A 21,340-nucleotide genomic window follows, 5' to 3' on the forward strand; every position below is an offset into this window, starting at 1 on the left:
CTACCGCAATGTCAAGTGGAGGGTGCGTCGAGGGTATCGGGACACGCAATCTCCGGCGGGCCGGCGAATCGGGGAGAAAATGACAATGGCGAATGTCGAGTTTCCAATAGGGGCAACGCATGCGGAACCGCATCAGGCGGTCCAGACAATCGAGGCCGAGCACCTGCAGCATGTGAAGAAGGTCAATGACATCTTCTATGACCAGGTGAAGATCTCCGACCAGAAGGCGGCCTATATCTTCACGTTCATGCTGGCCTTCCTCGTCACGTCAGGCGAAGGCAGGGGCGTGTTCACCCTGTCGAGCTATGCCTCCGAAAGCATTGCGGACACGCTGCTCTCGGCCTTGCTCGCCGTATCATTGGTCGTTTCGATCGTCTCGGCGATCCTGGTCGTGTTGCCGCGACGAGTGAACAAGGCCACCTCGCTCTTCTGGGGCGCATGGCCGAAGCACCGGGAGGCCTTCCGCGCAGCCGCTGCCGAGGGCGATACGCGATATCTCTTCGATCAGTATCTGGAAAACGCCGATGCGATGGCGATGCTGGCAGCTGACAAGTATCGCTACGTCGCATTTGCCTTCCGCGGGCTCCTGCTCACGGTTCTCGCCTATGTGGGTCTGCTTTTGACGCGATAGGGCAGTCGCAGCGGAGGACCCGAGAGACCGGTTCCAACTACTGCTTACGGCGGTTTTAAAGGGGAAAATGGTGGGCGATGAGAGACTCGAACTCCCGACATCCTCGGTGTAAACGAGGCGCTCTACCAACTGAGCTAATCGCCCGCCGCGTTGGTGGCCGTGATCTATGCGGATACGAATGAAACCGCAAGAGCATTTGTGCGCTTTTTCGATTTTTTTTGTGCAAGTGCGTATTGGAGGGCCGCCGGCAGCGGGAGGGGCATGTGGATAACTGCACGTCGCCTTGGAGCGTTTCCAAGCGTGCATCCCGGTGATGCCGTTACCGGGGAGGGGATTGAGAGGGTTCCCGCGCGATTTTCGCCGCGGCGTCTTTCCTCTATCCAAAACATTTCTCCGCCCGTCATCGTTTTGTATTCAAACCTGCTTGACACCCAATGGGGAACCCCTTAGTTAGCCGCTCATCAAAACGGCGAGGCCGCTTTGACAAGGACGCTCCGGCGTCCGGACCATGAGATGGAAATGCGGGTGTAGCTCAGTCGGTTAGAGTGCCGGCCTGTCACGCCGGAGGTCGCGGGTTCGAGCCCCGTCACTCGCGCCATTTCAAAAGGTTCGGTCACGAAGGTCCAGGCTTGCAAAAGCCAACATGCGCGGGTGTAGCTCAGTCGGTTAGAGTGCCGGCCTGTCACGCCGGAGGTCGCGGGTTCGAGCCCCGTCACTCGCGCCATTTCACTCTCATAAACTCATTGTTCAGCTTGTGCCGGCAACGCGCCGGTTCGCGTAGCTTTTTGCGCATTGAGCCGTTCCCGATCTTTTTTGATTCGCCATCGCGATCCGGCCGCTGAAGACGCGGCATCGCTGCTGGAAAGCCGAATGGCAGAACGCGGGTTTTTTAGTTCCGGCGCGATCAAATGCGACTCGGTCGTGCCCATGTCCCTGATTATGCTGCACTGCACGCGTTCGCCCCCGCGTGGTGGCGTGGCTTTGCGGTTGCCGCCGTTCTCCCTCTGGCGTCTGTCCGGGAATCAAATCGTTTCGATCGTGATTTGGCGGCACTGCGCGAAACTATGTAATCATTTTGACGAATGTCCGACAAAGCCTTGCACAGCGACGCTCACTGCGATAACCACTCTGGCGTTGCAACATAACTTCTGGGCTTGCAGGTCATGGACCGAACGGTGTCTCTCCGACGCCCTCGCAAGCAGGACGGACGACAATGACTGAACTTCTCGGTTCCTATATCCCGATCGCAATCTTCATTGGTATCGCGCTCGTGATCGGCGTCGCGCTTCTGATCGCGCCTTTCGCGGTCGCGTACAAGGCGCCCGATTCGGAAAAGCTTTCCGCTTATGAATGCGGATTCAATGCTTTCGACGACGCACGAATGAAGTTCGACATCCGATTCTACCTGGTGTCGATTCTCTTCATTATCTTTGACCTCGAAGTGGCCTTCCTCTTCCCCTGGGCGGTTTCCTTCGCCGACATGGGTTGGTTCGGCTTCTGGTCGATGATGGTGTTCCTCGCCGTGCTTACCATCGGCTTTATATATGAATGGAAGAAGGGGGCGCTGGAATGGCACTAGCCCAAGCTCCGACGACGCTCGTTTCGCCGCAGGCCAAGGGGATCATCGATCCCAACACTGGCAAGCCGATCGGCAGCGACGACGCATTCTTTGGCGAGATCAACAACGAGCTCGCCGACAAGGGATTTCTCGTCACCTCGACCGACGAGCTCATCAACTGGGCCCGTACCGGTTCGCTGATGTGGATGACCTTCGGCCTTGCCTGTTGCGCCGTCGAGATGATGCAGCTTTCGATGCCGCGTTATGACGTCGAGCGTTTCGGCTTCGCGCCGCGCGCGTCTCCGCGCCAGTCCGACGTGATGATCGTCGCGGGCACGCTGACCAACAAGATGGCGCCGGCGCTTCGCAAGGTCTACGACCAGATGCCAGAGCCGCGCTATGTGATCTCGATGGGGTCCTGCGCCAACGGCGGCGGGTACTATCACTATTCCTATTCCGTGGTGCGCGGCTGCGACCGCATCGTGCCTATCGATATCTATGTTCCGGGCTGTCCTCCCACGGCGGAAGCGCTGCTTTATGGCGTGCTTCTGCTTCAGAAGAAGATTCGCCGCACGGGCACGATCGAGCGCTAAGGGCAGGGGACTGACGACATGAGCGAAGCCCTTCAGGAGCTAGCTTCCTATATCGGTGAAACGCGCGGTGCATTGCTCTCCGCGTCGGCAATCAACTATGGCGAACTGACGCTGGTGACGAGCGGCGAAAAGCTGCTCGATCTGCTGACGTTCCTCAGGGATGACGTGCAGTGTGGCTTTGTCAGCCTGATCGACGTTTGTGGCGTCGACTGGCCGAGCCGCGAGGACCGCTTCGACGTGGTCTATCATCTGCTGTCGCCGCGCCAGAATCTGCGCATCCGCGTGAAGGTTGCCACGGGCGAGGACGTTCCCGTCCCGTCGGCCTGCAGCGTCTATCCGGGCGCCGACTGGTTCGAGCGCGAGGCCTACGACATGTACGGCATTCTCTTCACGGAGCACCCGGATCTTCGCCGTATCCTCACGGACTACGGCTTCGAAGGCTATCCGCTTCGGAAGGACTTCCCGACGACCGGGTTCGTCGAGGTGCGCTATGACGACGAGGTCAAGCGCGTGGTCTACGAACCGGTGGAGCTTCGGCAGGAGTTCCGCAACTTCGACTTCCTCTCGCCGTGGGAAGGCACCGACTACGTGCTTCCGGGCGATGAAAAGGCGAAGCAGCAATGATCTGTCCTATCGCCGGAAATATGCCGAGTTTTATCCTTGAGCGCGGAGCGCGCCGCACATGAACGAACACAACGTCCGCAACTTCAACATCAACTTCGGACCGCAGCATCCGGCCGCCCACGGCGTTCTTCGCCTGGTGCTCGAGCTCGACGGTGAAATCGTCGAGCGCGTCGATCCGCATATCGGCCTGCTGCATCGCGGAACCGAAAAGCTGATCGAGACGAAGACCTATCTGCAGGCCGTGCCATATTTCGATCGCCTCGACTACGTGGCGCCGATGAACCAGGAGCACGCCTTTGCCCTCGCGGTGGAGCGCCTGACGGGAACCGAGGTGCCGATCCGCGGCCAGTTGATTCGCGTTCTCTATTCCGAAATTGGCCGTATCCTTTCGCATCTTCTCAACGTGACCACGCAGGCCATGGACGTCGGCGCGCTGACGCCGCCGCTCTGGGGTTTCGAAGAGCGCGAAAAGCTGATGGTCTTCTACGAGCGCGCCTGCGGCGCCCGTATGCATGCAGCCTATGTCCGGCCGGGAGGTGTCCACCAGGACCTCCCGCACGAGCTGGTGGAAGACATCGGCAAGTGGATCGATCCGTTCCTGAAGACCCTCGACGATATCGATGATCTTCTCACCGGAAACCGTATCTTCAAGCAGCGCAACGTCGATATCGGCGTCGTAAAGCTCGAGGATGCCTGGGCCTGGGGCTTCTCCGGCGTGATGGTGCGCGGTTCGGGTGCTGCCTGGGATCTGCGGCGTTCTCAGCCTTACGAGTGCTATTCCGACCTTGAATTCGATATTCCGATCGGCAAGAACGGCGATTGCTACGACCGCTATCTGATCCGCATGATCGAGATGCGCGAAGCGGTCAAGATCATGCGCCAGTGCGTGAACCGGCTGCTTGGCGATGCCAAGATCGGCCCGGTGTCGTCGATGGATGGCAAGATCGTGCCGCCGAAGCGTGGCCAGATGAAGCGCTCGATGGAAGCGCTCATCCACCACTTCAAGCTCTACACCGAGGGCTATCACGTGCCGGAGGGAGAGGTCTACGCGGCCGTCGAGGCGCCCAAGGGCGAGTTCGGCGTCTACCTGGTCTCCGACGGCAGCAACAAGCCGTACCGCTGCAAGATCCGCGCCCCGGGCTATGCCCACCTTCAGGCGATGGATTTCATCTGTCGCGGTCACCAGCTCGCCGACGTATCGGCCATCCTGGGTTCTCTCGACATCGTCTTTGGTGAGGTTGACCGCTGATGCCTAGGCTCGCTGTCGCCCTCACGCTTCTCCTGTCCGCTGTGTCTGCCGCGTCCGCCCAGGACATCGGCAGCCGCAGCAAGAGCGGTTCGGCCACCATGGCCCAGCTTATCGCCGAGGGCTACGAGATCAAGGCGGCGGCGCCCAACGGCAGCCGGTATGTCGTGTTTATGCAGAAAGAGAAATCGGCCTATGCCTGCGAGTTCGCCAATGTGTCGGCGACCCAGTGCCGGCTGATTAACTGATAAGGCGTGAAAGTATGTCCGTTCGTCGACTAGCCGATGACAATGTTCAGCCGCCGAGCTTCGCGTTCTCTAAGGAGAATGCGATCTGGGCGAAGGCAACGATCAAGAAATACCCGAAGGGCCGTGAGCAGTCCGCCGTCATCCCGCTTCTGATGCGGGCGCAGGAGCAGGACGGCTGGGTCACCAAGGCTGCGATCGAGGCGATCGCCGACATGCTCGGCATGGCCTACATCCGTGTCCTCGAAGTGGCGACGTTCTATACCCAGTTCCAGCTGAAGCCGGTTGGAACGCGGGCGCATATCCAGGTCTGTGGCACGACGCCCTGCATGCTTCGCGGCGCCGAGGACCTGATGAAGGTGTGCAAGAGCAAGATCCACGCCGAGCCTTTCGAGCTCAACCACGGCGGCACGCTGTCGTGGGAAGAGGTCGAGTGTCAGGGCGCTTGCGTCAACGCACCGATGGTCATGATCTTCAAGGATAGCTACGAAGACCTGACGCCGACGCAACTCGAATACATCATCGACCGGTTCGAAGCCGGCAAGGGCGCCGACGTAACGCCGGGTCCGCAGATCGATCGCGTCTTTTCCGCCCCTGCCGGCGGGCTGACGAGCCTCAACGAGCCGGAAGCCCCTGCCAAGAAGGTAACCGCACCGCGCGCCAAGAAGGCGGACGACGTAGCGGCGGTCAGCGTGCCGCCCTCCGATGCAGCGCGGCCCAAGACCGACGCGCCGGTAACCGATCCGTCCCTGAAGACGCCGGCAACCGCCAAGGCGGAGGCAGCGGCCAACACCAAGGTCAAGGGCGACACGCGTGCGGAAGGCGGCGCCAAGGGCGCAGCTCTCGTCGGCAAGCCATCCCTGGAAGACAAGAACCGCCCGGCAGGCATCGCAAGGCCAGACGCAGTCGATGACCTCAAACTGATTTCGGGCGTCGGTCCGAAGATCGAGGGCACGCTGCACGAACTCGGTATCTTCACCTATGCGCAGATCTCCGCCTGGAAGAAGGCGGAGCGCGAATGGGTCGATGGATATCTCAATTTCAAGGGCCGCATCGAGCGCGAGGACTGGGTCAAGCAGGCCAAGGCACTCGCCAAGGGCGGCGAAGCCGAATACATCAAGGTCTTCGGCAAGAAGCCGCGGTAAGAGGTGAAATATGCTTAAGGATCAGGATCGCATCTTCACCAACATCTACGGCCTGAAGGACAAGTCGCTCAAGGGCGCGATGAGCCGCGGCCACTGGGACGGTACGAAGCAGCTTCTCGAAAAGGGTCGCGACTGGATCATCAACGAGATGAAGGCCTCCGGGCTGCGCGGCCGTGGCGGTGCAGGCTTCCCGACCGGCCTGAAGTGGTCGTTCATGCCCAAGGAAAGCGACGGGCGGCCCCACTATCTGGTGGTCAATGCCGACGAATCCGAGCCCGGCACCTGCAAAGACCGCGACATCATGCGTCACGATCCGCATACGCTGATCGAGGGCTGCCTGATCGCAAGCTTTGCGATGGGCGCACACACCGCGTACATCTACGTTCGCGGCGAGTACATGCGGGAGCGCGAAGCCCTGCAGGCGGCGATCGACGAATGCTATGACGCGAACCTGCTCGGCAAGAACAACATCCACGGCTGGGACATGGACATTTTCGTCCATCACGGCGCGGGTGCCTATATCTGCGGCGAGGAAACCGCGCTGCTCGAAAGCCTCGAGGGCAAGAAGGGCCAACCGCGCCTGAAGCCCCCGTTCCCGGCGAACATGGGTCTCTACGGTTGCCCGACGACGGTCAACAACGTCGAATCGATCGCGGTCGCGCCGACGATCCTGCGTCGCGGGGCCGGCTGGTTCTCGTCGATCGGTCGTCCGAACAATGTCGGCACCAAGCTTTTCATGGTGTCCGGACACGTGAACCGGCCTTGCACGGTCGAGGAAGCGATGGGCATCACGTTCCGCGAGCTGATCGAGAAGCACGCGGGCGGTATCCGCGGCGGCTGGGACAATCTCCTGGCGGTCATTCCGGGGGGCGCATCGTGCCCGGTCGTCAAGGCCGAAGACATCATCGATTGCCAGATGGACTTCGACGGTCTGCGCGAGGTGAAGTCCTCGTTCGGAACGGCGGCGGTCATCGTCATGGACAAGTCGACCGACATCATCAAGGCGATCGCGCGTCTGTCTCAGTTCTTCAAGCATGAGAGCTGCGGACAGTGCACGCCCTGCCGCGAAGGCACCGGCTGGATGTGGCGCGTGATGGAGCGCATGGTTCGCGGTAACGCACAGAAGCGCGAGATCGACATGCTCTTCGACGTCACCAAGCAGATCGAAGGTCACACCATCTGCGCGCTCGGCGACGCAGCCGCCTGGCCTATCCAGGGCCTGATCCGGAACTTCCGACCGGAGATCGAAAAGCGGATCGACCAATACACTCACAACGCCATGGCGCACGGCGCCGTGCTCGAAGCAGCGGAGTAAGGACGATGACAAAGCCGGTGGGACAGGAACGAAATAGTGATCCAGTCCACCCGGCAAGCGCGGCGGGCGAAGATGTATTCGCCCTCGCACAGTGGCTGAAGCAGATGCCGGCGATGCCGCTGCATCCGCTGATGACCCATCCGATGGCTGCTGTAGCAGCGGTAACTGCAATCGGGTTCGGCATGACCGGGCAGATTGCGGGGATGGTGTTCGGAGCCATGCAAGGTGCAGCCGAAAGAACCGCCATGCCAGTCGGGCGGATATCCGGCGAAGACGCTGGTGGGCGAATGAATGCCCCGCGGACGGAGCAGGTGACGGCGACGCAGAAGGTGGTCCGGGCGAAACCTCGTTCGGCCAGGATTGAGATGAAGAAGGCACCGGCCGCAGCTGCGGCATCGGCGGCCACGGCGGAAGCGGTTGACGATCTGAAACTCATTTCAGGCGTCGGCCCGAAGCTGGAGCAGGTTCTTAACGGCATGGGCATCAGACGCTATGCCGATATCGCGGCCTGGTCCGAGCTGGACGTCGCGAAGATTGAAGGTGAACTCGGCATCGAAGGGCGGATAGCCCGGGACGGCTGGGTGGAGCAGGCAAGGGTGCTGGGGCAGGGGAGCCGGTAGGCTTCACTCTGACCGGCGAACGAAACGAATTCAGGTGGACGGAAGGGTGCAATGACCCGGAAGTCCACCGCACACATGGCGCTGACGAGACGCAGGATTTGCGTGGAAAGCGGGAAGACGGATATGGCAAAGCTGAAAGTCGATGGAAAAGAAATTGAGGTTCCGGATCATTTCACGCTGTTGCAGGCGTGCGAGGACGCCGGCGCCGAGGTTCCGCGCTTTTGTTTCCATGAGCGGCTTTCGGTGGCGGGCAACTGCCGCATGTGTCTCGTCGAGGTAAAGGGCGGTCCGCCCAAGCCGGCAGCCTCCTGCGCCATGAGTGTCCGTGACCTGCGTCCGGGCCCGAACGGCGAGCCGCCGGAAGTCTTCACGACAACGCCGATGGTCAAGAAGGCCCGCGAAGGCGTGATGGAGTTCCTGCTCATCAACCACCCGCTGGATTGCCCTATCTGCGACCAGGGTGGCGAATGCGACCTGCAGGACCAGGCCATGGCCTTCGGTATCGACAGCTCGCGCTACCAGGAAAACAAGCGCGCCGTCGAAGACAAGTACATCGGCCCGCTGGTCAAGACGATCATGAACCGCTGCATTCACTGCACGCGTTGTGTCCGCTTCACCACGGAAGTCGCTGGTATCACCGAGCTCGGCCTTATTGGCCGCGGCGAGGATGCCGAGATCACCACCTACCTCGAGCAGGCGATGACGTCCGAGCTTCAGGGCAACGTGGTCGACCTTTGCCCCGTTGGTGCGCTGACGTCCAAGCCGTTCGCCTTCACCGCCCGTCCGTGGGAGCTCAACAAGACCGAGTCGGTCGACGTCATGGACGCCGTCGGTTCGGCGATCCGCGTCGACACCCGCGGCCGCGAAGTGATGCGCATCCTTCCGCGCGTCAATGAAGACATCAACGAGGAATGGATCTCCGACAAGACCCGCTTCATCTGGGACGGTCTGAAGACCCAGCGCCTCGATCGGCCCTATGTCCGCAAGGACGGCCGTTTGCAGCCTGCTTCCTGGTCCGAGGCGTTTGCGGCGATCAAGACCGCCGTTGCCGGCAAGTCCGGCGACCGCATCGGTGCGATCGCAGGCGACCTCGCTTCCGTCGAGGAAATGTACGCCCTCTCCGAACTGGTGAAGTCGCTCGGTTCCACGAACCTCGATTGCCGCCAGGATGGTTCGGCGCTCGATCCTTCGCTCGGCCGTGCAAGCTATCTCTTCAACCCGACCATCGCAGGCATCGAGGCCGCCGACGCGCTCCTCATCGTCGGCGCCAATCCCCGCCTCGAGGCTGCTGTCCTCAACGCACGCATCCGCAAGCGCTGGCGCATGGATGGCTTCCCGATCGGCGTGATCGGCGAGCAGGCCGAACTGCGCTACGACTACGAATACCTCGGCGCCGGTACGGAGACGCTGGCGGAGCTCGTGGATGGGACAAACAAGTTTGCGGCCAAGCTGAAGAAGGCCAAGAACCCGATGATCATCGTCGGCCAGGGCGCGCTCTCTCGCGCCGACGGTCTGGCGGTGCTGTCCAGCGTGGCCAAGCTTGCCGACGCCGTCGGCGCTGTCACGGCGGAGTGGAACGGACTTGCCGTCCTCCACACGGCTGCTTCGCGGGTTGGCGGACTGGACCTCGACTTCGTTCCCGGCAAGGATGGCAAGGCTGCCGCCGACATGCTGACGGGCACGGACGTGGTCTTCCTGCTCGGCGCCGATGAAATGGACTTCTCCAAGAAGACCGCGTTCACCGTCTACATCGGTTCGCATGGCGACAACGCCGCGCACGTGGCTGATGTGATTCTGCCGGGCGCGACCTACACCGAGAAGTCGGGTACCTGGGTCAACACCGAGGGACGCGTTCAGGTCGGAAACCGTGCCGGTTTCGCACCGGGCGAAGCACGCGAAGACTGGGCGATCATCCGTGCCCTGTCCGACGTTCTAGGCAAGAAGCTGCCGTTCGATTCGCTGGCGGTCCTGCGCGCCAAGCTCTATGCCGCCCACCCGCATTTCGCCGATGTCGACGCGATCGCGGCCGGCAGCATCGAGGATATTGTGGCGCTCGCGAAAAAAGGCGGCAAGTTGGGCAAATCCGGGTTTGCGTCGCCGATCAAAGACTTCTATTTGACGAACCCGATAGCGCGCGCCTCCGCGGTAATGGCCGAGTGCTCGGCACTTGCCCGTAACAACTTCAAAGCCGCGGCGGAATGAGCGCAGGGGATTAAGGCATCATGGACTCTATCATTTCGACATACGTATGGCCCGCGGCCATCATGATCGGCCAGTCGCTCCTGCTTCTGGTCGCGCTCCTCCTCTTCATCGCCTACATTCTACTCGCAGACCGTAAGATCTGGGCTGCAGTTCAGCTGCGTCGTGGACCCAATGTGGTGGGGCCGTGGGGGCTTTTCCAGTCCTTCGCCGACCTTTTGAAGTTCGTCTTCAAGGAGCCCGTCATTCCGGCGGGCGCCAACAAGGCGATCTTCCTCCTTGCTCCGCTCGTCTCGGTCACCTTGGCGCTTGCGGCATGGGCCGTTATCCCGCTCAACGAGAACTGGGTCATCGCCAACATCAACGTCGGCATACTCTACGTCTTCGCGATTTCCTCGCTCGAGGTCTACGGCATCATCATGGGCGGCTGGGCTTCGAACTCGAAGTACCCGTTCCTCGGCGCGCTTCGTTCGGCTGCGCAGATGGTCTCCTACGAAGTGTCCATCGGCTTCGTCATCGTCACGGTTCTTCTCTGCGTCGGCTCGCTTAACCTGACCGACATCGTGAATTCCCAGCGCGACGGCATCGGCACGATGATCGGCCTGCCGGGTTCGTTCCTCGACTGGCACTGGCTGGCCCTGTTCCCGATGTTCGTGGTGTTCTTCATCTCGGCGCTGGCGGAAACGAACCGTCCGCCCTTCGACCTGCCGGAAGCTGAATCCGAACTCGTCGCAGGCTTCATGGTCGAGTATGGCTCCACGCCGTACATGATGTTCATGCTCGGCGAATATGCCGCCATCTGCCTGATGTGCGCACTGACCACGATCCTCTTCCTCGGCGGCTGGCTGCCCCCGGTCGATTTCTGGCTGTTCAACTGGGTACCGGGCATCATCTGGTTCCTGCTGAAGGCAGGCTTCGTCTTCTTCATGTTCGCGATGGTGAAGGCATTCGTGCCGCGCTACCGCTACGACCAACTCATGCGTCTAGGCTGGAAGGTGTTCCTCCCGCTGTCGCTGGCCATGGTCGTGATCGTTGCATTCGTGCTGAAGCTCACAGGATGGACCGCATGACCATCAGTGACTTCGGCAACATTGGAGCTTTGTAATGGCTAGTATTTCGCAAGCCGTCGGTTCGCTGTTCCTCAAGGAATTCGTTGGCGCCTTCTTCCTGTCGATGCGCTATTTCTTCCGGCCCAAGGCCACGCTGAACTATCCCTTCGAGAAGGGTCCGGTTTCGCCGCGCTTCCGCGGCGAGCACGCTCTGCGCCGCTATCCGAACGGCGAGGAACGCTGCATTGCGTGCAAGCTTTGCGAGGCGATCTGTCCTGCCCAGGCAATCACGATCGAGGCCGGCCCGCGCCGCAACGACGGCACCCGCCGTACGGTGCGCTACGACATCGACATGGTGAAGTGCATCTATTGCGGTTTCTGCCAGGAAGCCTGCCCGGTCGACGCGATCGTGGAAGGTCCGAATTTCGAGTTCTCGACGGAAACTCGCGAGGAACTGTACTACGACAAGCAGCGGCTCCTCGATAACGGCGACCGTTGGGAACGCGAAATCGCGCGCAACATCGCGATCGACGCACCCTACCGCTGATAGAATTGAGTTGAGGCCGGCGCTCGAAGAAGCGGCGGCACTGCAAGTGATAGGCATGGGCCTGGTGGCGAATACACCGGGCCGAGGCGGGAAGGGGGCTTTGAAGCCAGACCCTTCCGCGGAAGACGAAAAGGCACCAACATGGGTCTCCAGGCTCTATTCTTCTATATCTTCGCCTTTGTGGCCGTGGGGTCGGCGTTCATGGTGATCGCGTCCCGCAACCCGGTCTATTCCGTGTTGTTCCTGATCCTGACCTTCTTCAACTCGGCCGGGCTCTTCCTGCTGACCGGCGCCGAGTTCCTGGCCATGATCCTCCTCGTCGTCTATGTCGGCGCGGTTGCGGTGCTCTTCCTGTTCGTCGTGATGATGCTCGACATCGATTTCGCGGAGTTGCGCGCCGGCGTCATGGAGCATGCGCCTGTTGGAGCGCTCGTCGGCCTGATCCTCGCGGCAGAGCTGATCATCGTGGTGGGCGGCTCCACGCTGTCGCCGGAAATCGCCAAGAATGTGGCCATGCCGATCCCGGCCGTGACCGAGCGGACCAATACCGCGGCGCTCGGGGACGTGCTCTACACCCATTACGTCTATTTCTTCCAGATCGCCGGCCTCGTGCTTCTGGTCGCCATGATCGGCGCCATCGTGCTGACGCTGCGCCATCGGGAACATATCAAGCGTCAGGATATCTCCAGGCAGGTTGCTCGCAAGCCGGAGACTGCGGTCGAAGTGGTCAAGGTCAAGCCCGGGCAGGGCGTGTGAGCGGACGGAGCTAAGGAACCCACATCATGGAAATCGGTATTTCCCACTATCTCACCGTTAGCGCCATTCTCTTCACCCTCGGCGTCTTCGGTATCTTCCTGAACCGCAAGAACGTCATCATCATCCTGATGTCGGTGGAACTCATCCTGCTTGCGGTCAATATCAACATGGTCGCGTTCTCCGCTTTCCTCAACGATATCGTCGGCCAGGTATTCGCTTTGTTCATTTTGACCGTGGCGGCAGCCGAGGCTGCGATCGGTCTTGCAATTCTCGTCGTCTTCTATCGCAACCGCGGTTCGATCGCGGTCGAAGACGTCAACATGATGAAGGGTTGATCGGCTCATGGATACGATCATCAAGGCCATAGTTTTCCTGCCGCTGATCGGTGCGCTGATCGCCGGCCTGGGCGGCGGCGCCATCGGCGCCAAGGCATCCGAATACATCACCAGCGGCTTCATGATCATCGCCGCGGTTCTTTCCTGGATCGTGTTCTCCAACATGGCTCTTGGCCATGAAGAGATGGTCAGGGTCAGCGTCATGCGCTGGATCCAGTCTGGCACGTTCGACGTCGAATGGGCGTTCCGCGTCGACTCGCTGACGGCTGTGATGCTTGTCGTCGTGAACACGGTGTCGACGCTCGTCCACATCTACTCGATCGGCTACATGCATCACGATCCGCATCGCCCGCGGTTCTTCTCCTACCTGTCGCTGTTCACCTTCGCCATGCTGATGCTGGTGACGTCCGACAACCTGCTTCAGATGTTCTTCGGCTGGGAAGGCGTCGGCCTTGCCTCCTACCTGCTCATCGGTTTCTGGTACAAGAAGCCCTCGGCCTGCGCCGCTGCAATGAAGGCATTCATCGTCAACCGCGTCGGCGACTTCGGCTTCGCGCTCGGCATCTTCAGCGTCTTCGTCCTGTTCGGATCGGTGAACCTCGAGACGATCTTTGCGTCCGCTGCCTCGTTCCTGCCTGCTGAAGGCGCGGCCGATACAGCTGAACCCATCATCAACCTCTTCGGGATGCACCTCGACAAGGCCGACGCGATGACGGCGACCTGCCTGCTGCTCTTCATGGGCGCGATGGGTAAGTCGGCGCAGTTCCTGCTGCACACCTGGCTTCCGGACGCCATGGAAGGCCCGACCCCGGTCTCGGCTCTCATCCATGCCGCAACAATGGTGACCGCAGGCGTCTTCCTCGTCGCCCGCATGTCGCCCCTGTTCGAGCTTTCTCCGGATGCTCTGACCGTCGTCACCGTGATCGGTGCCATCACCGCCTTCTTCGCGGCGACCGTCGGCCTCGTGCAGAACGACATCAAGCGCGTGATCGCCTATTCGACCTGCTCGCAGCTCGGCTACATGTTCGTCGCCCTCGGCGTCGGCGCCTATGGCGCGGCTATCTTCCACCTGTTCACGCACGCCTTCTTCAAGGCACTTCTGTTCCTTGGTGCGGGCTCCGTTATCCACGCCGTCGATGGCGAGCAGGACATGCGTTACATGGGTGGCCTTCGCAAGCACATCCCCGTGACCTTCTGGATGATGACGATCGGCACGCTGGCCCTTACCGGCCTCGGCATCCCCGGTACGCTCATCGGCTTTGCGGGCTTCTTCTCTAAGGACGCCATCATCGAGTCGACCTTCGCTTCGCACAGCGCGGTCTCCGGTTTCGCCTTCACGCTGCTGGTCATCGCCGCGCTCTTCACGAGCTTCTACTCGTGGCGCCTTGCCTTCCTTACCTTCTTCGGCAAGCCGCGCGCTTCGTCGGACGTCATGCACCATGTGCATGAATCTCCGGCCGTGATGCTGGTTCCGCTCTACATCCTCGCCGCTGGCGCGGTGCTCGCGGGCGTGCTGTTCCACGACTACTTCTTCGGTCACCACTACGTCGAGTTCTGGAAGGGCGCGCTCTTCACGTCCGCCGAGAACGAGATCCTGGAGGAATATCACCACGTTCCCCTGTGGGTGAAGTGGAGCCCCTTCGTCGCCATGTCGCTCGGCTTCATCGTCTCCTGGTACATGTACATCCGCTCGCCGGAAACGCCGAAGTACCTGGCCGACCAGCATCGCGTGCTCTACAGGTTCCTGCTGAACAAGTGGTACTTCGACGAGCTCTATGATTTCCTCTTCGTCCGCCCCGCCATGTGGGTCGGCAAGTTCCTCTGGAAGAAGGGTGACGGTGCGGTCATCGACGGCCTCGGGCCGAACGGTGTCGCGGCTCGCGTCATCGACGTGACGGATCGCGTCGTCCGTCTCCAGACTGGTTACCTCTATCACTACGCATTCGCGATGCTGCTCGGAATTGCCGCACTCGCCACATGGATGATGCTCGGGAGTTCTCTCTGATGACCGATTGGCCCATTCTTTCCGCGGTCACCTTCCTTCCGCTCGTCGGTGTGGTGCTGCTGCTGCTGACGCGTGAAGACGGCGTCTACGGCCGGCGCAACATTCTGAACGTTTCTCTGCTGACGACGGTGTTCACCTTCCTGCTGTCGCTCTTCATCTGGGCCGGCTTCGATTATTCGAACCCGGGCTTCCAGATGATCGAGAAGCACGAGTGGCTCGGAACAGGCATTTCCTACCATCTGGGCGTCGACGGCATCTCCATGCTGTTCGTCATCCTGTCGACCTTCCTGATGCCCTTCTGTGTTCTGGCGAGCTGGAACTCGATCGAGAAGCGCCTGAAGGAATACATGATCGCCTTCCTCATCCTGGAAGTGTTCATGGTCGGCGTGTTCGTATCGCTCGATATCGTGCTGTTCTACGTGTTCTTCGAAGCCGGTCTCATCCCGATGTTCATCATCATCGGCGTGTGGGGCGGCAAGGACCGTGTCTATGCCAGCTACAAGTTCTTCCTCTACACGCTCCTCGGCTCCGTGCTGATGCTGCTTGCCATTATGGCAATGTACTGGCAGGCAGGAACGACTGACATCACGGAACTGCTCGCCTACCAGTTCCCGGCGCATATGCAGACGTGGCTATGGCTTGCCTTCTTCGCCTCCTTCGCGGTGAAGATGCCGATGTGGCCGGTCCACACCTGGCTTCCCGATGCGCACGTTCAGGCGCCGACCGCGGGTTCGGTCATCCTGGCTGGCATTCTCTTGAAGCTCGGCGGCTATGGCTTCCTGCGGTTCTCGCTCCCGATGTTCCCGCTGGCATCCGACTATTTCGCGCCGTTCGTCTTCACGCTGTCCGTCGTCGCGATCATCTACACCTCGTTGGTGGCGATGATGCAGGACGACATCAAGAAGCTGATCGCCTACTCGTCGGTCGCCCACATGGGCTACGTGACCATGGGCATCTTTGCTGCCAACGTGCAGGGGGTCCAGGGCGCTCTGTTCCAGATGCTCTCCCACGGTATCGTCTCCGGCGCGCTCTTCCTCTGTGTCGGCGTGGTGTACGATCGGCTTCACACCCGCGAGATCGCGGCCTATGGCGGCCTCGTCAACAACATGCCGAAGTATGCCGTGGCCTTCATGGTGTTCACCATGGCTAACGTCGGTCTTCCGGGTACGTCGGGCTTCATCGGCGAAGTCACCACCCTGCTTGGCGCATTCCGCACCAACACCTGGGTCGCCTTCTTCGCCACCACCGGTGTCATCCTGTCCGCAGCCTATGCCCTCTGGCTCTATCGCCGCGTGATATTCGGTGCGCTGGAGAAGGAAAGCCTGAAGGCGCTGCTCGACCTGTCGGCGCGCGAGAAGATCATTCTCTATCCTCTCGTTGCCCTGACGATCCTCTTCGGCGTCTATCCTGCACCGGTCTTCGATGCCACGGCGGCTTCGGTCGATGCGCTTCTTAATAACTACACCGCAGCTCTTGAGGCGGCGCAATCTGTTGCGCTGTCGATGAACTGACGACGGGACTTTCCGACATGACCGCTGATACAATCCTTGCCAGCCTTCAGCTCTCGACGCCCGAGATCATTCTTGCGCTTGGCGCGATGCTCCTGCTGATGATCGGTGTCTTCTCCGGCGAACGCTCGGCGAGCACGGTGACCGGCCTTGCCGTGGCCCTGCTCATCATTGCCGGCCTTTGGCTGGTGATGGTTACGGGTGAGGGGGCTGCCTATGGCGGCGCCTTCCTTTCGGATCCCTTCGCCAAGTTCATGAAGGTTCTTGCCCTGATCGGTTCCGTCACCGCGATGGTGATGACCGTGGGGCATGCCCGCTCCGAGCAGATCGACCGGTTCGAGTTTCCCGTCCTGATCGTGCTGGCGACGCTCGGCATGATGCTGATGATTTCGGCCAACGACCTGATTTCGGTCTACCTGGCGCTCGAACTTCAGTCTCTTGCCGCCTACGTCGTGGCGGCGATCAATCGCGACAGCCTCCGCTCGACGGAAGCTGGCCTGAAGTACTTCGTGCTGGGCGCGCTGTCCTCGGGCATGCTGCTCTACGGCATGTCGCTCATCTATGGCTTCACCGGCCACACCGGCTTTGAAGCGATTGCAACGGCGATCTCGACCGAAGGTCGCTCGCTCGGCCTCGTTTTCGGCCTCGTCTTCGTGCTTGCAGGTTTTGCCTTCAAGATCTCGGCGGTACCGTTCCACATGTGGACGCCGGACGTCTACGAGGGTGCTCCGACACCTGTGACCGCATTCTTCGCAGGTGCGCCGAAGGTGGCGGCGATGGCTATGCTCGTGCGCATCGTTATCGAGGCGTTCGAACCGGTCGCTGCGGACTGGCAGCAGATCATCGTCTTCATCTCGATCGCCTCGATGCTGCTCGGCTCCTTCGCCGCGATCGGACAGCGTAACATCAAGCGTCTGATGGCCTATTCGTCCATCGGTCACATGGGCTACGCGCTTGTCGGTCTTGCCGCAGGTTCGATGGCCGGTGTGCGCGGCGTCGCACTCTACATGCTCATCTACATGATCATGACGCTGGGTACGTTCGCCTGCATCCTCGCGATGCGTCGCAAGGAAGGCGGCAACGTCGAGAACGTCGATGACCTTGCTGGGCTCTCGACCACGAACCCCTTCATGGCGACGGTCCTGACCATCCTGATGTTCTCGCTGGCTGGCATCCCGCCGCTTGCAGGCTTCTTCGCCAAGTACTTCGTCTTCATGGCGGCGATCGAGGCGCATCTCTATGCGCTTGCCATCATCGGCGTGCTCGCTTCCGTTGTTGGCGCTTACTATTACCTGCGCATCATCAAGGTGATGTGGTTCGACGAGGCGACGGGCGAGTTCGCCCGCACCGCCGGTGAACTGAAGCTGGTGTTCGGCCTGGCCGGTCTCTTCGTTGCCGGCTACGTGCTGATCGGTGGCCCGATCGGGGCTGCCGCCGAGGCCGCCGCGCGGACGTTCTTTTGAGCACGTTTGACGGCCCCCGCCGGATGTCGCTCGACGACTTCCGGCACGAGGCGCTGGCTGAAACCGGCTCCACGAATACGGAATGCCTGGAGCGCGCCCGAAACGGCGCGCTTTCAGGTCTTTGGATAACGGCAGAGCGTCAGACCGTCGGGCGTGGCCGGCGCGGCCGCCCGTGGCAGTCGGAGGCAGGAAACCTCTACGCCTCGCTGCTCCTGGTCGATCCGGCGCCGCATGCGAGCCTTGCCTCCCTGCCGCTCGCCGTAGCGGTCGCCGTGCAGTCGGCAATCTCGTGCGTGATGCCGGTCGCCGCGCCGAGCGTTCTGATCAAGTGGCCGAACGACATTCTAGTCGAGCGCAGGAAGGTCTGCGGCATTCTCGTGGAGAGCGAGACGATGAGGGACGGGCGCCAGGCAGTGGTGATCGGTTGCGGCATCAATGTCGCCGTTGCACCTGACGTGGGTCTCTATCCGGTTGCGACGCTTCGGGAGTTCGGTGCATCTGCGTCGCCCCAGGAGCTCTTCGCCCACCTTTTCCGGGAGATGGCGGATGTGCTCGCGCTCTGGGACAGCGGTCGGGGCATCGATGAGATCATGGTGCGATGGCGCAAGGTCGCGGGCGGGATCGGCGAGAGGATCACGGTGAATCTGCCGGACCGTTCAATTTCCGGGCTTTTCGCGGGAATTGATGATACAGGACTGCTTAAACTAGAAATGGACGATGGCAGCACACGCCTGATCGCCGCTGGCGATGTATTTTTCGGATAGTTGGAATAAAGCAAAAAATGGCAAAACAAGAAGAACTGGTGTTCGTACCGCTCGGCGGCGTCGGCGAGATCGGCATGAACCTCGGGCTCTACGGCTATGGTCCGCGCGGAAACCGCCAGTGGCTCATGGTCGATTGCGGCGTGACCTTTCCGGGGCCGGAGCTTCCGGGCGTCGATCTTGTATTGCCGGATATCCGGTTTCTGGCCGAGGAACGCAAGAACCTCAAGGGCATCGTCATCACCCATGCCCATGAGGACCACTATGGCGGCCTGAACGAGCTGTGGCCGGGATTGAACGTGCCGGTCTATGCCTCGCCGTTCACGGCCGGCATGCTCGAGGCAAAGCGTGACTACGAACGCAGCCGTGGCGACATCCCGATCACGATTTTCAAGCAGGGCGACCGCATCAACATCGGGCCATTCGAGGTGGAAGCCGTCGGCGTCAACCATTCCATCCCCGAGCCGATGTCTCTTGTGATCCGCACTCCGCTCGGAAATGTTGTCCATACGGGCGACTGGAAAATCGACCTGGCACCGTCGCTTGGGCCTCTGACGGACGAGGCGCGTTTCCGGGCGATCGGAGACGAGGGCGTGTTGGCACTCGTTTGCGATTCCACGAATGCACAGCGTGACGGCGTGTCCCCGTCCGAACAGGAAGTTTCGGAGAGCCTGCGCCAGATCATCGAAAAAGCCGAGGGCAGGGTGGCGATCACCACCTTCTCCTCGAATGTTGGCCGTATTCGCTCGATCGCGGAAGCCGCGGAAGCTGCCGGCCGCGAGGTTCTTCTTCTCGGCAGTTCGATGAAGCGCGTGACCAACGTTGCGCGCGACATTGGCCTGATGGAAGGACTGAAGCCCTTTATCGCGGAAGACGAGTTCGGCTACATTCCGCGTGACAAGGTCGTGGTCATCCTGACCGGCAGCCAGGGTGAGCCCCGCGCGGCGCTTGCGAAGATCGCGCGCGACGAAATGCGTGACGTCGCCTTCACGGCCGGCGACACGGTCATTTTCTCGTCGCGCGCCATTCCGGGCAACGAGAAGGCGATCAACGACATCAAGAACGGCCTCATCGAACAGGGTCTCCATATCGTGACGGACAGCGAGGCACTCGTGCACGTCTCGGGTCATCCACGCCGCAACGAATTGCAGCAGATGTATGCCTGGACCCGCCCGCAGATGGTGGTACCCGTTCACGGCGAGGCGGCGCATCTGACCGCGCAGGCGGAACTCGCCGAACAGTCCGGCGTCCTGTCGGTCCCAAGGGTGCGCAACGGCAACATCCTGCGGCTTGCTCCGGGGCCGGCGGAAGTCATCGGCGAGGCGCCGCACGGGCGTATCTTCAAGGACGGCAACCTCATCGGGGACTACGAGGAGATGGGGATCGGCGATCGCCGCAAGCTCTCCTTCGTCGGCCACGTCTCGGTCAATGTCATCCTGGACGAGCGCTATGATTTCCTCGGCGATCCGGAGGTGGAGCCCTACGGCTTGCCCGAGTTCGACGACGAGGGCGAGGACATGGGCGATACGCTCTATGACGCGGTACTGGGTGCCGTCGAGAGCATTCCCCGCGCGCGACGCAAGGATCTCGCGACCGTCAGGGAGGCCGTGCGCCGGGCCGTTCGGGCAATGGCAAACGACACCTGGGGCAAGAAGCCCGTCGTCACGGTCTTCGTGACGAAGGTATGACCACCTGACGGCTGCTGCCTGCGGCCGTAACCACTTTGTGACCGGGAGAAGAAGTGATGCTAGGCCGCGTGAATCACATCGCGATTGCCGTTCCGGATCTCGCTACTGCGGCCGGCTCCTATCGTGATGTTCTCGGTGCAACGGTCACCGCCCCCCAGGCCCTTCCCGAGCACGGCGTGACGGTCGTCTTCGTGGAACTTCCGAACACCAAGGTCGAGCTGCTGGAGCCGCTCGGGGAGGCGTCGCCCATCGCCTCCTTCCTCGAGAAGTCGCCGTCCGGCGGCATGCACCACGTGTGCTACGAAGTGGAGGACATCCTCGCGGCACGCGACAGGCTGGTCGAGGGTGGAGCGCGCATTCTTGGGGACGGTAACCCGAAGATCGGTGCCCACGGAAAGCCGGTTCTGTTCCTCCACCCCAAGGACTTCTTCGGTACGCTGATCGAGCTTGAGCAGGTGTGACAGCACGTCGCTTGCATCGGGTTTGAATTCGATCGCCGGCGGGGGTATTAGAAGCCGCACCGGCGTCACGTTTCGCCATTGCCATCGGTCAGGGCTTGCCGGAGAGACGCAGGCCCATCAAGGACGCATTCGATGCAGTTATTCTCGATCTTCGCCGTCTATTTCATCGTCTGGTGGCTGACCCTCTTTGCGGTTCTGCCATTCGGCCTGAAGACCCAGGCGGAAGAAAACGAGGTCGTGCTGGGAAGCGTGGAGAGCGCGCCCGCCCGTTTCCGCGCTGGCCGGGTAGTCCTGATGACGACCATCGTCTCCGCGATCATCTACGGCTGTTGGTATGTCGCTTCGGTGAAGTACGGCTATGGCATCGACTCCATCCCGCAATTCGCACCGAAATTTGACTGATCCCAAGACGGGGTTGGAGATGTGACGGGCGCACGCTTGTCTTGCCTCCGACAAAGGGATGCCGGATCGGCAACGCGTGTCGCGCCTCAATCATTGGTATAGGTGCGACTACCCCTCGGAATATGCGGCCCGGACGTTTTTTTCATTTTTTTCGTCCAGCTGGAATTTGTACCCTGAATCGGTTCATTC

Annotated in this window: 22 protein-coding genes and 3 tRNA genes; 23 read left to right on the forward strand and 2 right to left on the reverse strand. The window is 61.2% G+C overall.

What is annotated here, in order from left to right; genetic code table 11:
- Positions 1-85: 85 nt before the first annotated feature.
- A complete protein-coding gene (locus F3Y30_RS10970; RefSeq protein ID WP_246752709.1) occupies positions 86-631 on the forward strand; it encodes a Pycsar system effector family protein in 546 nt (181 codons plus the stop codon).
- A gap of 68 nt (positions 632-699) precedes the next feature.
- Here F3Y30_RS10970 and F3Y30_RS10975 read toward each other — a convergent pair.
- Positions 700-775 (reverse strand) — tRNA-Val (locus F3Y30_RS10975).
- A 377-nt stretch (positions 776-1,152) separates the two neighbouring features.
- Between F3Y30_RS10975 and F3Y30_RS10980 the strand changes: the two genes are divergently transcribed.
- Both F3Y30_RS10980 and F3Y30_RS10985 read left to right on the forward strand, forming a co-directional pair.
- A tRNA-Asp gene (locus F3Y30_RS10980) sits at positions 1,153-1,229 on the forward strand.
- 49 nt (positions 1,230-1,278) lie between these two features.
- Positions 1,279-1,355: transfer RNA gene (locus F3Y30_RS10985), tRNA-Asp, on the forward strand.
- Positions 1,356-1,371: 16 nt separating this feature from the next.
- Here F3Y30_RS10985 and F3Y30_RS10990 read toward each other — a convergent pair.
- Positions 1,372-1,560 (reverse strand): hypothetical protein, encoded by a 189-nt coding sequence (locus F3Y30_RS10990; protein ID WP_203422781.1) that lies wholly within the window; start codon positions 1,558-1,560, stop codon positions 1,372-1,374.
- 284 nt (positions 1,561-1,844) lie between these two features.
- Between F3Y30_RS10990 and F3Y30_RS10995 the strand changes: the two genes are divergently transcribed.
- From F3Y30_RS10995 to F3Y30_RS11090, 20 genes are all read left to right on the forward strand, one after another.
- Positions 1,845-2,210 (forward strand): NADH-quinone oxidoreductase subunit A, encoded by a 366-nt coding sequence (locus F3Y30_RS10995; RefSeq protein ID WP_203422782.1) that lies wholly within the window; start codon positions 1,845-1,847, stop codon positions 2,208-2,210.
- A complete protein-coding gene (locus F3Y30_RS11000; protein ID WP_203422783.1) occupies positions 2,201-2,782 on the forward strand; it encodes an NADH-quinone oxidoreductase subunit B in 582 nt (193 codons plus the stop codon). The genes F3Y30_RS10995 and F3Y30_RS11000 overlap by 10 nt, the downstream gene beginning before the upstream one ends.
- Positions 2,783-2,800: 18 nt before the next feature.
- A complete protein-coding gene (locus F3Y30_RS11005; RefSeq protein ID WP_203422784.1) occupies positions 2,801-3,406 on the forward strand; it encodes an NADH-quinone oxidoreductase subunit C in 606 nt (201 codons plus the stop codon).
- A gap of 58 nt (positions 3,407-3,464) precedes the next feature.
- Positions 3,465-4,655: an NADH-quinone oxidoreductase subunit D gene (locus F3Y30_RS11010; protein WP_203422785.1), complete on the forward strand. Its 1,191-nt coding sequence runs from the start codon at positions 3,465-3,467 to the stop codon at positions 4,653-4,655.
- On the forward strand, positions 4,655-4,900 hold the full coding sequence (locus F3Y30_RS11015) for a hypothetical protein (protein ID WP_203422786.1): 246 nt from the start codon (positions 4,655-4,657) through the stop codon (positions 4,898-4,900). Before F3Y30_RS11010 ends, F3Y30_RS11015 begins: the two co-directional genes overlap by 1 nt.
- Positions 4,901-4,914: 14 nt before the next feature.
- Positions 4,915-6,042 (forward strand): NADH-quinone oxidoreductase subunit E, encoded by a 1,128-nt coding sequence (locus tag F3Y30_RS11020; RefSeq protein WP_203422787.1) that lies wholly within the window; start codon positions 4,915-4,917, stop codon positions 6,040-6,042.
- A gap of 10 nt (positions 6,043-6,052) precedes the next feature.
- Entirely contained in the window at positions 6,053-7,357 is a 1,305-nt protein-coding gene (nuoF, locus tag F3Y30_RS11025) for an NADH-quinone oxidoreductase subunit NuoF (protein WP_203422788.1), read from the forward strand.
- 5 nt (positions 7,358-7,362) lie between these two features.
- Positions 7,363-7,977 (forward strand): hypothetical protein, encoded by a 615-nt coding sequence (locus F3Y30_RS11030; RefSeq protein ID WP_203422789.1) that lies wholly within the window; start codon positions 7,363-7,365, stop codon positions 7,975-7,977.
- A gap of 123 nt (positions 7,978-8,100) precedes the next feature.
- Positions 8,101-10,179, forward strand: coding sequence for an NADH-quinone oxidoreductase subunit NuoG (nuoG, locus tag F3Y30_RS11035; RefSeq protein ID WP_203426577.1), 2,079 nt, complete (start codon positions 8,101-8,103; stop codon positions 10,177-10,179).
- A gap of 20 nt (positions 10,180-10,199) precedes the next feature.
- Positions 10,200-11,246, forward strand: a complete 1,047-nt coding sequence (nuoH, locus tag F3Y30_RS11040) for an NADH-quinone oxidoreductase subunit NuoH (RefSeq protein ID WP_203422790.1) — start codon at positions 10,200-10,202, stop codon at positions 11,244-11,246.
- Between the two features lie 34 nt (positions 11,247-11,280).
- The gene (gene nuoI, locus F3Y30_RS11045) at positions 11,281-11,772 is read left to right on the forward strand and encodes an NADH-quinone oxidoreductase subunit NuoI (RefSeq protein WP_203422791.1); all 492 of its coding nucleotides are present in this window, start codon (positions 11,281-11,283) and stop codon (positions 11,770-11,772) included.
- A gap of 141 nt (positions 11,773-11,913) precedes the next feature.
- Positions 11,914-12,528, forward strand: a complete 615-nt coding sequence (locus tag F3Y30_RS11050; RefSeq protein ID WP_203422792.1) for an NADH-quinone oxidoreductase subunit J — start codon at positions 11,914-11,916, stop codon at positions 12,526-12,528.
- A gap of 26 nt (positions 12,529-12,554) precedes the next feature.
- A complete protein-coding gene (nuoK, locus tag F3Y30_RS11055; protein ID WP_203422793.1) occupies positions 12,555-12,863 on the forward strand; it encodes an NADH-quinone oxidoreductase subunit NuoK in 309 nt (102 codons plus the stop codon).
- A 7-nt stretch (positions 12,864-12,870) separates the two neighbouring features.
- Positions 12,871-14,868: an NADH-quinone oxidoreductase subunit L gene (gene nuoL / locus F3Y30_RS11060; protein WP_203422794.1), complete on the forward strand. Its 1,998-nt coding sequence runs from the start codon at positions 12,871-12,873 to the stop codon at positions 14,866-14,868.
- A complete protein-coding gene (locus tag F3Y30_RS11065) occupies positions 14,868-16,379 on the forward strand; it encodes an NADH-quinone oxidoreductase subunit M (RefSeq protein ID WP_203422795.1) in 1,512 nt (503 codons plus the stop codon). Before nuoL ends, F3Y30_RS11065 begins: the two co-directional genes overlap by 1 nt.
- Before the next feature lie 17 nt (positions 16,380-16,396).
- Positions 16,397-17,839, forward strand: coding sequence for an NADH-quinone oxidoreductase subunit NuoN (gene nuoN, locus F3Y30_RS11070; RefSeq protein WP_203422796.1), 1,443 nt, complete (start codon positions 16,397-16,399; stop codon positions 17,837-17,839).
- A 23-nt stretch (positions 17,840-17,862) separates the two neighbouring features.
- Positions 17,863-18,603 (forward strand): biotin--[acetyl-CoA-carboxylase] ligase, encoded by a 741-nt coding sequence (locus F3Y30_RS11075; RefSeq protein ID WP_203426578.1) that lies wholly within the window; start codon positions 17,863-17,865, stop codon positions 18,601-18,603.
- Positions 18,604-18,620: 17 nt separating this feature from the next.
- Complete coding sequence (locus F3Y30_RS11080; protein ID WP_203422797.1) at positions 18,621-20,288, forward strand: ribonuclease J; 1,668 nt, start codon at positions 18,621-18,623, stop codon at positions 20,286-20,288.
- A gap of 56 nt (positions 20,289-20,344) precedes the next feature.
- The gene (gene mce / locus F3Y30_RS11085) at positions 20,345-20,749 is read left to right on the forward strand and encodes a methylmalonyl-CoA epimerase (protein ID WP_203422798.1); all 405 of its coding nucleotides are present in this window, start codon (positions 20,345-20,347) and stop codon (positions 20,747-20,749) included.
- A gap of 132 nt (positions 20,750-20,881) precedes the next feature.
- Positions 20,882-21,151 (forward strand): DUF1467 family protein, encoded by a 270-nt coding sequence (locus tag F3Y30_RS11090; protein ID WP_203422799.1) that lies wholly within the window; start codon positions 20,882-20,884, stop codon positions 21,149-21,151.
- The last annotated feature ends 189 nt before the right edge of the window (positions 21,152-21,340 follow it).

The sequence above is a fragment of the Sinorhizobium sp. BG8 genome (assembly GCF_016864555.1).
GTDB lineage: Bacteria > Pseudomonadota > Alphaproteobacteria > Rhizobiales > Rhizobiaceae > BG8.

Excerpts from the sequence above, each read along its gene's own strand:
- F3Y30_RS11030 (WP_203422789.1), top strand. The coding sequence starts at position 7,363 with ATGACAAAGCCGGTGGGACAGGAACGAAATAGTGATCCAGTCCACCCG.
- nuoK (WP_203422793.1), top strand. The coding sequence starts at position 12,555 with ATGGAAATCGGTATTTCCCACTATCTCACCGTTAGCGCCATTCTCTTC.
- F3Y30_RS10970 (WP_246752709.1), top strand. The coding sequence starts at position 86 with ATGGCGAATGTCGAGTTTCCAATAGGGGCAACGCATGCGGAACCGCAT.
- F3Y30_RS11065 (WP_203422795.1), top strand. The coding sequence starts at position 14,868 with ATGACCGATTGGCCCATTCTTTCCGCGGTCACCTTCCTTCCGCTCGTC.
- F3Y30_RS11020 (WP_203422787.1), top strand. The coding sequence starts at position 4,915 with ATGTCCGTTCGTCGACTAGCCGATGACAATGTTCAGCCGCCGAGCTTC.
- F3Y30_RS11015 (WP_203422786.1), top strand. The coding sequence starts at position 4,655 with ATGCCTAGGCTCGCTGTCGCCCTCACGCTTCTCCTGTCCGCTGTGTCT.
- F3Y30_RS11005 (WP_203422784.1), top strand. The coding sequence starts at position 2,801 with ATGAGCGAAGCCCTTCAGGAGCTAGCTTCCTATATCGGTGAAACGCGC.
- F3Y30_RS11080 (WP_203422797.1), top strand. The coding sequence starts at position 18,621 with ATGGCAAAACAAGAAGAACTGGTGTTCGTACCGCTCGGCGGCGTCGGC.
- nuoG (WP_203426577.1), top strand. The coding sequence starts at position 8,101 with ATGGCAAAGCTGAAAGTCGATGGAAAAGAAATTGAGGTTCCGGATCAT.
- F3Y30_RS11075 (WP_203426578.1), top strand. The coding sequence starts at position 17,863 with ATGTCGCTCGACGACTTCCGGCACGAGGCGCTGGCTGAAACCGGCTCC.
- F3Y30_RS11010 (WP_203422785.1), top strand. The coding sequence starts at position 3,465 with ATGAACGAACACAACGTCCGCAACTTCAACATCAACTTCGGACCGCAG.
- F3Y30_RS10990 (WP_203422781.1), bottom strand. The coding sequence starts at position 1,560 with ATGGGCACGACCGAGTCGCATTTGATCGCGCCGGAACTAAAAAACCCG.
- nuoH (WP_203422790.1), top strand. The coding sequence starts at position 10,200 with ATGGACTCTATCATTTCGACATACGTATGGCCCGCGGCCATCATGATC.
- F3Y30_RS11000 (WP_203422783.1), top strand. The coding sequence starts at position 2,201 with ATGGCACTAGCCCAAGCTCCGACGACGCTCGTTTCGCCGCAGGCCAAG.
- F3Y30_RS10995 (WP_203422782.1), top strand. The coding sequence starts at position 1,845 with ATGACTGAACTTCTCGGTTCCTATATCCCGATCGCAATCTTCATTGGT.
- mce (WP_203422798.1), top strand. The coding sequence starts at position 20,345 with ATGCTAGGCCGCGTGAATCACATCGCGATTGCCGTTCCGGATCTCGCT.
- F3Y30_RS11050 (WP_203422792.1), top strand. The coding sequence starts at position 11,914 with ATGGGTCTCCAGGCTCTATTCTTCTATATCTTCGCCTTTGTGGCCGTG.
- nuoN (WP_203422796.1), top strand. The coding sequence starts at position 16,397 with ATGACCGCTGATACAATCCTTGCCAGCCTTCAGCTCTCGACGCCCGAG.
- F3Y30_RS11090 (WP_203422799.1), top strand. The coding sequence starts at position 20,882 with ATGCAGTTATTCTCGATCTTCGCCGTCTATTTCATCGTCTGGTGGCTG.
- nuoL (WP_203422794.1), top strand. The coding sequence starts at position 12,871 with ATGGATACGATCATCAAGGCCATAGTTTTCCTGCCGCTGATCGGTGCG.
- nuoF (WP_203422788.1), top strand. The coding sequence starts at position 6,053 with ATGCTTAAGGATCAGGATCGCATCTTCACCAACATCTACGGCCTGAAG.
- nuoI (WP_203422791.1), top strand. The coding sequence starts at position 11,281 with ATGGCTAGTATTTCGCAAGCCGTCGGTTCGCTGTTCCTCAAGGAATTC.